The organism is Wukongibacter baidiensis (assembly GCF_050888315.1).
GTDB classification, from domain to species: Bacteria; Bacillota; Clostridia; order Peptostreptococcales; family Caminicellaceae; genus Wukongibacter; species Wukongibacter baidiensis.
In genome coordinates this window covers 1630453-1643853 of sequence record NZ_CP138202.1, presented here as the reverse complement: position 1 = coordinate 1643853, position 13401 = coordinate 1630453, and the positions used below count along the sequence as shown (strand labels likewise).

Below are 13401 nucleotides of genomic sequence, written 5' to 3'. Positions count from 1 at the left end.
CAATCATAGAAAAAACCTATAGAGTTCCTAATCAAATAGGAATTCTACAGGTTTTTTATTATTTAATGTTTTTAATTATCCTAACATTTTAGGAAGGTCAGCTTTTGCATCACCACTAATAAGCTGTAGGTTAAATGTATCTTGAAGAACCTTTAGAACTCCTGGAGTGATAAACTTAGGAGCACTTGGTCCAACATAAATGTTCTTAACACCTAGGCTGAATAATCCAAGAAGTATTGCTACAGCCTTTTGCTCAAACCATGATAATACTATAGTAAGAGGTAAATCATTTACTGTACATCCAAAGGCATCAGCTAAAGCGATAGCAATTTTAGCAGCTGAACCAGAGTTATTACATTGACCTAAGTCTATATATCTAGGAATATCAGTACCTGGAACTGTACCGAAGTCTATATCGTTAAATCTAAACTTACCACATGAAGTAGTTAAAATTATAGCACCTTCAGGTAATGAATCAGCTAGCTCTCTGTAGTAATCTCTACCTCTAGTAGGAGCGTCACAACCAGCTATTACAAAAAATCTCTTGATTTTTCCTGCTTTAACAGCATCTATTATTTCAGGAGCAATACCAAGTACAGTATCGTGATGGAATCCTGTAGTTAAAGTTTTATCTGATTGAATATTTGCCTTTGGTAATGCTAAAGCCTTTTCGATGATAGGAGCAAAATTATTGTTTTCTATTTTTTGAACTCCTTGAAGACCTGCAGTACCATATGTCCACATTCTGTCAGTATAACTTCCCTTAATTGGCATTAAACAGTTTGTAGTTCCAAGGATTGCACCTGGGAAGTCTTCGAATAATTTTCTTTGATCAAACCAAGCCTTACCTACATTCCCTTTAAGGTGAGAATACTTCTTAAGTTCAGGATAACCGTGGGCTGGCAACATTTCTGAGTGAGTATAAATGTTTATTCCCTTTCCTTCAGTTTGCTTCAATAACTCTTCTAAAGCATATAGGTTATGTCCAGTAACTAATATACAGTGACCTTCTACCTTATCTTGAGAAATTGTAACAGGTGTAGGAACACCAAGATGAGATGTATGAGCTCTATCAAGTAAGTCCATTACCTTATTTGTTGCCGTACCAACCTTCATTGCCATAGCTATATGCTCTTCTAAGCTGAAGTTTGAGTTTGTAAGTGTAGTGTATAGAGCTTCTTGAGTTATACTTTCCACTTCTGGATCAGTTAAGCCTAATTCCTTTGCATGTACAGAATAAGCCGCAACTCCCTTAAGTCCAAATACAATTATATCTTGTAAACTAGCTATATCAGGATTTTTACCGCACACACCGAATTTTGTACATCCTCCAGCTGGAGTTTGCTCACACTGATAACAAAACATTGGGTTTGGTTCGTTAGTTTTCTTAACCTCACTTGTCTTTTGTGGTTCTTGCTTTTTAAATAATCCAAACATAAATATGTCCCCTTTCTTTATCTTCACTTTTATTAATTGTCGTTTTGTTAATCTAAATATATATTACTTCTCCCATGAAAACGGTGATATGAATCACATTAACTATGTGATTTTTGTCACAAATGGATATATAATGTCAAAACTTAATATATATTAATGAAGGGATATAGATAAATAATCAAAAAGAGGAGAAAGATAAATTGTATTATTTTTTGAAAGCTAAACTCTTGATACATTTAGAAGATATAAATATTGGGTATAAATAAAGTAGCTGATACCTATAGAGATATATGAATAATGCGAACATGATTTCAAGAATACTAACATTAACTTACCTTTGGAGGTGGAAAAATGAATGCTATATCATTAATGGTAAATGAACACAAAGTTATTAAGAGAGCCCTTAAGATAATAAGGAAACTATGTATAAACATCTTAAAGGGCGGGGAAGTAAATTACGAAGCATTTAACATGATTATAGATTTTGTCAAGAATTATGCTGACAGTCATCATCACAATAAAGAAGAAGACATTTTATTCAAGAAAATGTCTGAAGAATTAGGCGAAGAAATTGCTAGAGGACCTATCTTTGGAATGTTTGCAGATCATGATTTAGGAAGGTTATACATTATAAACCTAATTGCAGCATTAGATAGGGTGAAAAATGGTGACGAAGATTCAAAGGTGGATATAATTGCCAATGCTATATCATATACAGACCTACTATATAGGCATATTGATAAAGAAGATAATGCTATATATAAATTTGGAGAAAGTCAGCTTAGTGAAGAAGCTTTAATGGAAGTAGAAGAAAAATGTAGAGAAGTTGAACGATTAGCCGAAGAAAAAAACATCCAAAGTAAATATATCAAAATAATCGAAGAATTAGAGAATAGAATTTAGCAGAGAGAAGGAGGATGAATTTTGGAATTTTCTATTACGGAAATGGCTAAGGAAGAATTAGTAAAATTGTTTAAGAATAAGACCGTAAGGATTCATCCTAAGATGAAAACCTGATCAGGAATAACCTATGTATTGGTTCAGGATGAACAAAATAGCGATGATAATGTCTATGATTTAGAAAGTATAAAAATTATATTAAATAGAAGCATAGAAAAGGAAATATCTTATATTGAAATTGACTTTGTTAGAGAATGGTGGGGAGAAGATTTTGTTGTAACAGCTGGATTTTAAAATTAAAAGGAGGTAGTACTGGAATGAAAAAAGAAAGAATCAGCGATAGGATGGTCTATATTGATAGCACATTTACAAAGAGATTATTATTCAGCGAGGAAAAAATATTAAATTTTGTTTTGAATTTGAAGCCAGGGCAAGAAGTACCTCCACATCAACATGAGGATAGTGATTTAATTCTTTACGTGGTGACCGGTGGTGGTGAATTAACAGTAGATGGACAGAGCGAAGACGTTACAGTTGGAGATGTTATATACTGTAAGGGAGATGAAGTATTTAGCTTGATTAATAATACAAAGGAAAACCTCTCATGCTTTGTTGTTTTAGCTCCTAGACCGACTCTTAAGGGTTTAACAAGTGAAAAATGAGTATAGCATTAAGATCTAAATCATATGGATATATATCCATATGATTTATTTTTTGAGGTTATTTCTCGAAGAGAAATCCGACCAAAACGAAGGGGTTCGATGCCCCCCGAGTTTTTATTTTATGGAAAGTTTTTCAAGATAGAGTTGTGATGTTAATCACATAATTTTTTTAGACCTTTTGTTAAAATATTTTAACAAAGGCAAGGAGGGAGAAGATGGGTTATAAAATTGTTAGCAAAAAATTTAACGAACTAATTAATATGTTATCAGAAGAGTATAGAATCTATGGTCCAACTAGACAGGAAGGAAAGGGAAGACTTTCCGATACGGATGTAATAGCCTATGATCAGATAACGAGCTTTGATGATTTGGAAATAAATGAAAAGTCTTATTTTTCACCTAAAGAAGTATTCTATCCTATAAGAGAAACTCTTTTCTATTTTACTGAAGACGGTATGACTGTTCCAAAGGTAGATGAAAAACCTGTAATAATCTTTTTAAGACCCTGTGATATCAACGGAATAAAAAGGCTAGACACGATTTTCCTCAAAAATGGAGATATCGAAGATTTCTACTATAAAAGACTTAGAGAAAAGGTCAAATTCTTTATGATTGAATGTACGGAAGGGTTTGACACATGTTTTTGTGTAAGTATGGAATCCAATAAAACTGATAATTATTCAGCTGCATTAAGATTTAAAGAAGATGAAATCTATATCGACATTAAAGACGAGGACTTCAGTGATATATTTAGTAAATATGGTTCAGAGACCCAGTTCAAGCCAGAATATATAAAAGAAAACAAAATTAAGGTAAATATTCCTGACCCCGAGAAGGTTACCTTAGATACATTTGAAGATCCAATCTGGAAGGAATATACTCAGAGATGTATTGCCTGTGGTAGATGTAATACCTCATGTATAACTTGTAGCTGCTTTACAATGCAGGATGTTACCTATGACAACGATAAAAAGCTTGGTGAACGAAGAAGAACATGGGCAGGCTGCCATGTGAATGGTTTTACAGATATGGCCGGTGGACACAGCTTTAGAGAGAAGAATGGAGATAAAATGAGATTCAAAACAATGCATAAGATTAATGATTTCCATAAAAGATTTGACTATCACATGTGTGTTGGATGTGGTAGATGTGATGATGTCTGTCCAGAATATATCTCATTCTCTAAATGTGTTAATAAATTGAACCAAATAGTAGAGGGGGCAAATGAAGATGAGTAATCCTTATCTAATGGAAAAAATAAAAATTATAGATGTAAAACCAGAAACTGATATAGATTATACATTTACTCTTGAGTATTCAAACCCTCTAGTAGGAGGTCAATTCTTACAGCTTTCAATACCTGGTGTCGGTGAAGCCCCTATCTCTATAAGTGACTTTGAGGATAATAAGTTAGATATGACAATAAGGAAGGTTGGGAAACTGACCGATGAGATATTTAACCTAAAAAAGGGTGATTACCTATACGCTAGGGGACCTTATGGAAATGGATTTAACCTAAATGACTATAAAGACAGTAAGTTAATAGTAATAGCAGGTGGTACTGGTCTTGCTCCAGTAAAAAGCATAATAAAGCACTTTGTAAACAATCAAAATGAGGTTAGCTCTTTAGAAGTCCTTTTAGGATTTAAGAGTCCTTCAGATATTCTTTTTAATGAAACAATAGAAGACTGGAGCAAAAAGGCTAAATTAACATTAACAGTTGATAATGGTGATGAAAGCTGGACTGGTAAAACCGGACTAATAACAAAATATATATCTGATCTTGACTTGAGTGATGTAAATAATACAAAGATAATAGTTGTTGGACCACCGATAATGATGAAGTTTACAACTTTAGAGCTTATAAAGAATAATGTGCCTCAGGAGAATATCTGGGTTTCATTTGAGAGAAAAATGAGCTGCGGCATAGGAAAGTGCGGCCACTGCAAAATAGATGAGACTTATGTTTGTTTAGAAGGACCTGTATTCAAATATGAAAAGGCTAAGCAGTTAATTGACTAGGGGGTGAATTTTTATGACAGTTAATAGAAAAAAAGTAACTAAAAATGCATATAGGGTAACGAAGGTAAGAGGTAAAACAGCTCTTAGAATTAGAGTTCCTGGTGGACATATCGAAACAAAATATTTTGAACTGATACATCATATAGCTGAAAAGTACGGAATTGGTGAGGCGCATCTTACTGCTAGACAAGGATTTGAAGTTCCTGGTATAGATTTTGACAAAATACCAGAAATCAATAAACTAATTGAACCGCTTATAGATTCATTAGAACTTAATTTTGACGGTGAAATAGATGGATACCCTGCTGCGGGAACGAGGAATATATCTGCCTGTATAGGAAACAAAGTATGCCCATATGCAAACGATCAGACTACTGAATTTGCAAGAAGAATAGAACGAGAAGTGTATCCTAATGATTACCACTTTAAGATAGCTATAACAGGCTGTCCAAATGATTGTATAAAGGCTCATATGCAAGACTTTGGAATTATATGTACAACTGAGCCAGAGTATGATGAGTCAAGATGTATAAGCTGTAATGCCTGTGTAGATAATTGTAAAAAGAGAGTTACTGATGCTCTTAGTGTGGAAAATTATAGTATAAAAAGAAATGAAGATCAATGTATAGGATGCGGCGAATGTATACTGAAATGTCCTACGGGTGCATGGTCAAGAAGTAAGGAGAAGTATTATAGAATGGTTATAATGGGTAGAACAGGTAAGAGAAACCCAAGAATAGCTATGCCATTTATTAAATGGGGCGATAAGGAGTCGATGATTCAGATAATAAAAAATACCTATGACTTCGTTGACAGACATATAGATAGATCTTTGAAGAAAGAACATATAGGGTACATCGTAGATAGGGTTGGATTTAGGACCTTTAAGGAAGAAGTTTTAGAGGGAGTAAAGTTAAATCCTAAGGCTAAGATAGCGGAACATATTGAATTTGGAGGATATTGGTATAAACAAGATTCGAATCTTAAATAAAGTCAATCAAATATTGATGTATTTTTAGTTGCAATGGCATTTGCATAAGAGAATAATATTTAATAAGGATTAAACCTTATGGGGAATAATAAGTAGAGTACTAATAGTGAGGTGACAGAATGTATAGTGATTTAGTAAATAAAGTTAGTAATTCAGCTATAGCTAAGGTGGATACCTTAAAAAGAAGTAGAGCTCAATATATAATTTCATCTATATTGGCCGGGATATATGTTGGATTTGGAGTATTTCTGATTATGTCTATTGGAGGATCTCTTCAAGGAGCTCCAACTACCAAGGTAATAATGGGAGCTTCATTTGGTGTAGCATTGAGTCTAGTAGTTATGGCAGGATCTGAACTGTTTACAGGTAATAATTTTGTTATGGTTGTCGGAGCAATGGAGAAAAAAGTTAGTTGGTTGGATTCATTAAAAATTTGGATGTATTCCTTTACAGGAAACTTCGCAGGGAGTATACTCATTGCATTTCTATACTTTAGGACTGGTCTTGCAAAGGGTGCAGTTGCAGACTTTATAGTAAAAGTTAGTTCTGCTAAGATGAATGCCCCAACTATGGAACTTTTTTTCAGAGGTATATTATGTAACATTTTAGTTTGCCTTGCGGTTTTATGCTATATAAAATTGAAAGATGAGACGGCTAAATTAATCATGATATTCTGGTGTTTATTTGCATTTATAACTTCAGGCTTTGAGCATAGTATTGCAAATATGTCATTACTTACAATGGGATTATTTTTACCACATGATTCAGCTGTTAGCCTTGCTGGTATGGCACATAATCTAATACCTGTTACAATAGGAAACTTTATAGGTGGAGGATTGTTCTTAGGATTAGCATATTGGTATAAGGGACATAAGAGGCAAGAAAGTTAGTTGATAGCTACTAAGGTTTGCTTAAGTAAATATTTTAAAGACCTAAAGCATATTAAAAAATAGAGGGAAGCTAAAATTAGCTTCCCTCTATTTTTTATATAATTTCCTTAACTTAAAAGAATGTCTCTAATTGAAGCCAGCAGCTAATACTTAATACTTAAACCTTTCAACCATTTCATTTAAAGATTTAGCCATATTGTTAAGTTCTTCAGATGAAGCACTTATTTCCTCTATGGAAGCTTGCTGCTCTTGTGTATAGGATGCAACCTCCTGTGCAGATGCAGCTGTTTCTTCTGATACTGCGGAAATACTTCCCATGGAGTCGATTACAGAATTCTTATCTTCTTCAATTTCAGAGGTGATTGCGCCCATATTGTTGATCTGTCTAATTATGGTTTTAATTGAAGTAATTATATTTTCAAAGGCTTTACCGGTTTCATTAACAGCTTCATTTTGATTTGACACTATGGACTTCATATTATCGGTTACTTGCTTAGTCTCATCAACTTCACTTTGCATTTCATTTACAATCTGAGAGATTTTTTCTGATGCAGACTTAGACTCTTCAGCAAGCTTTCTTACTTCATCCGCAACTACTGCAAAGCCACGACCTGCTTCGCCGGCACGTGCTGCTTCAATAGCTGCATTCAATGCTAGTAGATTTGTTTGCTCTGATATAGCATTAATAAGATCTATTAAACCATTAATTTCTTCCGATTTATCGTATACTCTACCAATAGCATCAGTAACAAGCTTTGTAGCCTTCATATTACTCTCATTTTCATCGATAAGTCCTTTTACAATTTTCATACTGCTAACATTAACTTTTTGAGCACTCCTTGAGCTATCTTTCATAACTGAAGATACCTCAGTTATTTCATCGATTTTATGTCCTAGGTGGGCAATTTTCTCGGCGATAACTTGAATTTCTTCAGCTTGATCTGAAGCACCTTCGGAAATTTCCGTAATTGATGATGCAATAATATCACCTGCTGAGGCAGTTTGTTCAGTAGAAGTAGACAGGGTTTCGGAGGTTAATAAAACTCCTCTGCCTGACTTGTCTATTTGCACAACAATCTCTCTTACGGTATCTACAAATTTGTTAAAATAGCTTGATAACTCGCCAATCTCATCGGCTGAATTAACCTGAATCTTTTTAGTTAAGTCTCCATTTCCCTCAGAGATATCTTTTAGTCTGTTCGTAAGATCTTTAATTGGTGAAACAATACTTTTCTTTGAGAGAATTAAACTCAAAACTAAAATAAATATTCCTAGAACTAAAATAGATAATTCCAATCTCTTAAGGTTAGTAATCTTCTTGTCATAATTTTGCTGGTACATCTCGACTATACTGTTAACTTCATTTTTTACATTTAAAGAATTGTCATATATGTACTTTTTATTAGCAGAAATATTTTTTCCAGCTAATATTTCTTGAATGCTGCTAGTGTATTTTTCAACATTAGGCTTTATTTCATTTATTCTTGCAACAATGTTAGGATCTGAGTTTTTAGCGATATTTAGATCCTCATCTCCTTCAACTAAAGCATTAAAAATTTTCCTGTAGCGTTCAAGCTCCACATCCAGCATCTCAGTTGCAGAACTTTTTAAACTAGAATTTCCAGAATCAGTAGCATCTAAATACTCAGATGTATAAAGACCTAATAGCATCGTTCTCATTCTCTGACTACCAGACAAGTTAATTGCTTTACCATCATCGTTTAAGTTACCAAGGGTATTAAATAATACTACAATATTTACGATAAATGGTAGAAAGGATAGTAAAAGAATAATCGACAATTTTTTTGTTATTGAATTTTTGAACACTTGCTTTGCCTCCCCTTTATTTAAGACTCTAGTCCTATTGTACCCAATACTTAACTAGAATTAACACAATATAAAAATATTTTAGCATTTTAATTGTTGTCGCATAAGTAGGATTTTTGTAGAACGCATTACTTTAATATAAAATAATTTGCATTGTGACATTTAAAATATAAAAAGAAATCCTATAAAAAAAGCTATGGGTATTCCAATTAAATAAACTGGAATACCCATAGTTAAATTTTGACTAGCAATTAAATTGCTAAGCTACTAATTTAATTCTTCTAAAAGCTTTTCTAAATCAATACCATGAACCATAGCTGCTTGTTCAAGAGATTCCATTTGAGCTGAAGGGCATCCTAAGCATCCCATTCCATATCTCATTAAGATCTCAGCTGATTTAGGGTTAATTCTTAAGATATCACTTATTAAAGTATCCTTAGTTATTTGCATATTAATATCCTCCTTAAAAACAATTTTTTATGAATAATTTTAGATGAAATATAGGAAATTTAAATATCCTAATATATTTGAGCAAAGTCTTTCTTTCAGTTTATGTAGAAGACCTTGTCTTTATTAATAGAAATTACTTATATCAAGCCACTATTCTGATTTTGTTATCTGATGGATAAGTAACCTATTACCATCCCCACCTTCACTGATGAAGTTATAAGTAAAGCTTGGGTTGGCAGAACTCACAAAATTTGAAATCCATACTTTACGAAGTTCATATAGAGTATCTAAATCTCCGTTAACGTCTAGCCAGTAATTCTTGTGAAGACAGTTTGTAACTTTCCACTCAAGTTTATTGTCTTCATTTATAGTAATATTGTTTACATTATCACAAGGCATACCATCTAGGATATAATTATTTAAAGCTTTGTAAAGAAGTGGGGCAGAATCAAGGTCGTACTTGGATTTTGCATCTTCACCACTTTCAATAGCTTGACTTTTATAGCATTCCTTTACTATATCTATACCCTCTTTACCATGTTTATCAACAATAAAAGTTATTAGAGCAGCTTGCCTCGTTTCAGCTATTGTAATTTTATTTTGTAGCCATCCATGAATATTATTGGTATCTATAAGCTCTTCAAGGGGCTTATCTTCAATTGGAGCCCCAACCTTATTCTTAAGCTCTTCGGTAATTTGTGAAAGATTGACACTAAGCTTTCCTTCCGCTTTTTCTATTATATCAGATTCTAAACCTTCGTAAAGCTTAATCTTATTAAATAACCAATGATGTATGGGTCCTAAAAATCTACTCATTTTCATTTTCCTCCTTATTATTTAAAGTCTTCATTCTTTGATTAAATCGCTTTAGAACATCGTCTTTGAATTTGTCAATGGTAATTCGATCAATAAAGTGCCCAAGTTTTTCTCCCATTTCAGCTACATCACAGTAATAATCATAAATAGCTTCAACTAGATTGTAGGCTTCATCTTCAGTAAGATTTTCAGCTATCTTATCAGCAAGTCTTGGATGGAAACCAGCACTACCTCCCGCTGCAACTATGTACCCATCTACGTCTGCCACTACGGAAATATCCTTGGCATACGCACTTGCGCAAGCATTTCGACATCCAACTACGGCAATTTTTGTTCTGTTTGGAGTACTTGCCCCATAAAATCTTCTTTCTAATTTCATACCCAATCTTAGAGAATTTTGCTTAGACCTTTTACAAAAAGCAGCCGGGCACATTTCAACATTTTTTACAGAGTATGAAGATAATACCCCAGGCTCCATACCAAGTTCTTCCCAAGCTTTTTCCACATCTGCTGGTTTAAGTCCTAAGATGGCAACCCTCTGGCCAGAAGTCAACTTTAAGGTTGCACCATATTTTTCTGCTACCTTAGCAATCTTTATTAGATCATCGGATTTAATGAAACCACCTGGGATTCTCGGAGTGATTCCATAGGTTCTTTTACCATCTCTGATTTTTTGCAAAACAGCATATTTTGGAGCATTCATATATATCACCTCGCTTAAAGAGTTAGGGTTCAGATTTTCATTTCTTGATTATATTATAAATCCAATTCCATAGGTAAAATATGACTTAAATCACAAAGTAGAAAGTTTTTTTATAATTTCCGCTATGTATTTCAACGAAATCTGATTTGATAATCTTTATAAAAGACTTTGCTCTATAATACTATTATTTTTTGATAGTTAGTAAATGAGGAATCTATGGACTTCAATTATAAAGCATTCTATATATATAGTATTTTGACTATTACTTTTTTTATTCTTTTCATATTTTTTGTGTAAAATATGGGTTCACTACCAAAATTAAAATAAACCATATTTATTATGTACACTCAATGTGATACACTAGAGTAATAAAGCATTGTTATGAAGTGGGAGGGAGAATATTGGAGAAAGTAATTGTTGAAAGCTTTACAATGGATCATACTAAAGTTGAGGCTCCTTTTGTTAGAAAATGTGGTTTGATTGAGACTCCTAAGGGCGACATAATTACAAAATTTGATTTAAGATTCACTCAACCAAATAAGGAAGCAATGCCTACAAGTGCTGTTCACGCTATAGAACACTTGTTGGCAGGTTTTATTCGAGAGGAAATAGATAACGTTATAGATATTTCACCTATGGGATGTAGGACGGGTTTTTATCTCATTTTAATAGGTGAAAGAGAGGAATTTGAAATTGCAGATGTTCTTATAAAGGCCTTAGAGAAGGTAATGAGTGCAAATGAAGTACCTGCACTTAATCCAATTCAATGTGGAAACTATAGAGATATGTCTCTATTTGGAGCGAAGGAATATGCAAGAGAAGTATTGAAGAAATTAAAGAAAAAGTATAAATAAATTCTTAAAGTAAAAACGTCTTTTGGCGTTTTTTTATGCTTATAAAGAAGGTAATTTTAAATTATTGTTGAAATATTCTATTAATATATTCAAGATAAAACGAACTCCTTTTTAGGGAATGGGGGAAGCTAAAACTATGCTGTCTTCAGATTTTACGATTGAAATGATATTGGATAACGTAAACGATGCTGTATGTGTTGTTGATAAGAACTGTATCACAAGATTTTGGAATAAGGGAGCAGAAAAGCTTTATGGTGTGAAGAGAGAACAAATAGTTGGTAAATGTATAACGGATTTTTTTCCTACTGCATTACTTCCAAAGGTACTTAAAGAAGGGCGCCCATACGAAAATGTATATAATAGCCCTAGAGAGGATGCTCATAATATTATTACAGCTAGGCTCCTTTATGATGGAGATGAACTGATAGGGGGCATAGGCTGCGATAGGGATATATCAGAGTTGATCAGATTGACAACTCTACTTGATAAGACTAAATTGGATTTAAAGGTCCTTGAAGAAGAAATTAACGTTTTAAATGAAAATAGATTTTCCTTTGATCAGGTTATAGGTAATGATATCAACTTCAAAGAAATAATAAATTTATGTAGGAAGGTTTCAAAGTCTAAGATAAATGTTTTGATTACAGGTGAAAGTGGAACCGGGAAAGAGGTCTTTGCAAGGGCCATCCATATTGAAAGTAGAAGAAAGGGGCACTTTATACCAATAAATTGTAGTGCAATTCCCGATGATTTAATGGAAAGTGAATTGTTTGGATATGAAGGTGGTGCCTTTACTGGGGCTTTAAGAAAAGGAAAGGGAGGAAAATTTGAACTTGCCAATGAAGGAACACTCTTCCTTGATGAAATCGGTGATATGCCAATGTCGATGCAGCCTAAAATTCTTAGGGTGTTAGAGGATGGAATGGTAACAAGGGTAGGGGGATCAAAATCCATAAAAGTAGATGTAAGGATTGTGGCAGCAACTAATAAGGATTTGAAGAAAATGATGTATGAAGGTTCCTTTAGAAAGGATTTATACTATAGATTAAACTCTATACTAATTAAGCTTCCTCCATTGAGGGAACGAAGAGACGATATTCCTGATTTAGTAAATAAATTTTTACAGCAGTTTTGCATGACTTATCGTTCGAACATACCTGAAATTCCTATTGAGGTAATGAAGATGTTGAGGAACTATGACTGGGAAGGGAATATTAGGGAGCTTAAGAACATAATAGAGAGAATAGTTATTCTAGTAAAAAATAATAAAGCAAAAATAATTGATATGAATTACTTGCCTAGAAGTATCATAGATAATAATGTGGGAAAAGAAGAAAAAAAGGTGAAAACTCTTGATCTTAATAAGATTACCGAAAATGCAGAGAAAAAAGCGATTATAGAAGCTATGGAGATGTCAAAAGGAAATAAAGCAAAGGCATCTAAACTTCTAAATATACCTAGAAGTACATTATACTTTAAATTGGGAAAATATGATTTAGAGTAAAAAATACCCCGGATTAAAAATCATAGAAATGGAGGATTTTTTTAAGTCCTCTATTTTTATTTATATACAAGATGGATAATAAAATAACAAACTTTAAAGTAAAAACATTAAAAATAGAGATTTTAATTAAAAAACGTCAGAAAATAGACACTACAGTCAATTTTCTGACGTTTTCAACTGTTTAAGAACTAGATTTTTTTAACATGAGGTAGTATAGCTAAAGTTGTGCTAATTCAAGGGATTATCTGATGAGACAACTTTTTTACTTAGGAGCTAAGGATTGAAGTTCTAGTTTGTTTAGGGCTATTAAAATAGCTTAGAAGCCCGTAATTTACATTTTCTAAC

General features: G+C 33.0%; 14 protein-coding genes. 9 read left to right on the top strand and 5 right to left on the bottom strand.

Annotated features, from left to right (window positions below; genetic code table 11):
* Positions 1 to 75: 75 nt before the first annotated feature.
* Positions 76 to 1365, bottom strand: a complete 1290-nt coding sequence (gene hcp / locus R9X47_RS07605) for a hydroxylamine reductase (protein WP_432667602.1) — start codon at positions 1363 to 1365, stop codon at positions 76 to 78.
* Between the two features lie 423 nt (positions 1366 to 1788).
* On the opposite strand from hcp, the gene R9X47_RS07600 reads away from it, so the two are divergent.
* The 7 genes from R9X47_RS07600 to R9X47_RS07570 all read left to right on the top strand — a co-directional run bounded on the left by R9X47_RS07600 (position 1789) and on the right by R9X47_RS07570 (position 6902).
* Positions 1789 to 2340: a hemerythrin domain-containing protein gene (locus tag R9X47_RS07600; protein WP_432666167.1), complete on the top strand. Its 552-nt coding sequence runs from the start codon at positions 1789 to 1791 to the stop codon at positions 2338 to 2340.
* Between the two features lie 132 nt (positions 2341 to 2472).
* Positions 2473 to 2631 carry a hypothetical protein gene (locus R9X47_RS07595; RefSeq protein WP_432666166.1) on the top strand — a complete coding sequence of 53 codons (159 nt, stop codon included), beginning with the start codon at positions 2473 to 2475 and terminating at the stop codon, positions 2629 to 2631.
* A gap of 23 nt (positions 2632 to 2654) precedes the next feature.
* Complete coding sequence (locus R9X47_RS07590) at positions 2655 to 2999, top strand: cupin domain-containing protein (RefSeq protein WP_432666165.1); 345 nt, start codon at positions 2655 to 2657, stop codon at positions 2997 to 2999.
* 215 nt (positions 3000 to 3214) lie between these two features.
* Positions 3215 to 4237: an anaerobic sulfite reductase subunit AsrA gene (asrA, locus tag R9X47_RS07585; protein ID WP_432666164.1), complete on the top strand. Its 1023-nt coding sequence runs from the start codon at positions 3215 to 3217 to the stop codon at positions 4235 to 4237.
* Positions 4230 to 5021 carry an anaerobic sulfite reductase subunit AsrB gene (gene asrB / locus R9X47_RS07580; protein WP_432666163.1) on the top strand — a complete coding sequence of 264 codons (792 nt, stop codon included), beginning with the start codon at positions 4230 to 4232 and terminating at the stop codon, positions 5019 to 5021. The genes asrA and asrB overlap by 8 nt, the downstream gene beginning before the upstream one ends.
* Before the next feature lie 13 nt (positions 5022 to 5034).
* Positions 5035 to 6012: a sulfite reductase subunit C gene (gene asrC, locus R9X47_RS07575; protein ID WP_432666162.1), complete on the top strand. Its 978-nt coding sequence runs from the start codon at positions 5035 to 5037 to the stop codon at positions 6010 to 6012.
* Positions 6013 to 6131: 119 nt separating this feature from the next.
* Complete coding sequence (locus tag R9X47_RS07570) at positions 6132 to 6902, top strand: formate/nitrite transporter family protein (protein ID WP_432666161.1); 771 nt, start codon at positions 6132 to 6134, stop codon at positions 6900 to 6902.
* Positions 6903 to 7052: 150 nt separating this feature from the next.
* Here R9X47_RS07570 and R9X47_RS07565 read toward each other — a convergent pair whose 3' ends face one another.
* The 4 genes from R9X47_RS07565 to R9X47_RS07550 form a co-directional block, all read right to left on the bottom strand.
* The gene (locus tag R9X47_RS07565) at positions 7053 to 8729 is read right to left on the bottom strand and encodes a methyl-accepting chemotaxis protein (RefSeq protein WP_432666160.1); all 1677 of its coding nucleotides are present in this window, start codon (positions 8727 to 8729) and stop codon (positions 7053 to 7055) included.
* A gap of 267 nt (positions 8730 to 8996) precedes the next feature.
* Positions 8997 to 9179, bottom strand: a complete 183-nt coding sequence (locus R9X47_RS07560) for a DUF1858 domain-containing protein (protein ID WP_432666159.1) — start codon at positions 9177 to 9179, stop codon at positions 8997 to 8999.
* Between the two features lie 150 nt (positions 9180 to 9329).
* The gene (locus R9X47_RS07555) at positions 9330 to 9995 is read right to left on the bottom strand and encodes a hypothetical protein (protein ID WP_432666158.1); all 666 of its coding nucleotides are present in this window, start codon (positions 9993 to 9995) and stop codon (positions 9330 to 9332) included.
* Positions 9988 to 10698, bottom strand: a complete 711-nt coding sequence (locus tag R9X47_RS07550) for an NAD(P)/FAD-dependent oxidoreductase (protein ID WP_432666157.1) — start codon at positions 10696 to 10698, stop codon at positions 9988 to 9990. The genes R9X47_RS07555 and R9X47_RS07550 overlap by 8 nt, the downstream gene beginning before the upstream one ends.
* Positions 10699 to 11129: 431 nt before the next feature.
* On the opposite strand from R9X47_RS07550, the gene R9X47_RS07545 reads away from it, so the two are divergent.
* Entirely contained in the window at positions 11130 to 11552 is a 423-nt protein-coding gene (locus R9X47_RS07545; RefSeq protein ID WP_432667600.1) for an S-ribosylhomocysteine lyase, read from the top strand.
* A 136-nt stretch (positions 11553 to 11688) separates the two neighbouring features.
* The gene (locus tag R9X47_RS07540; protein ID WP_432666156.1) at positions 11689 to 13056 is read left to right on the top strand and encodes a sigma 54-interacting transcriptional regulator; all 1368 of its coding nucleotides are present in this window, start codon (positions 11689 to 11691) and stop codon (positions 13054 to 13056) included.
* Positions 13057 to 13401 lie beyond the last annotated feature (345 nt).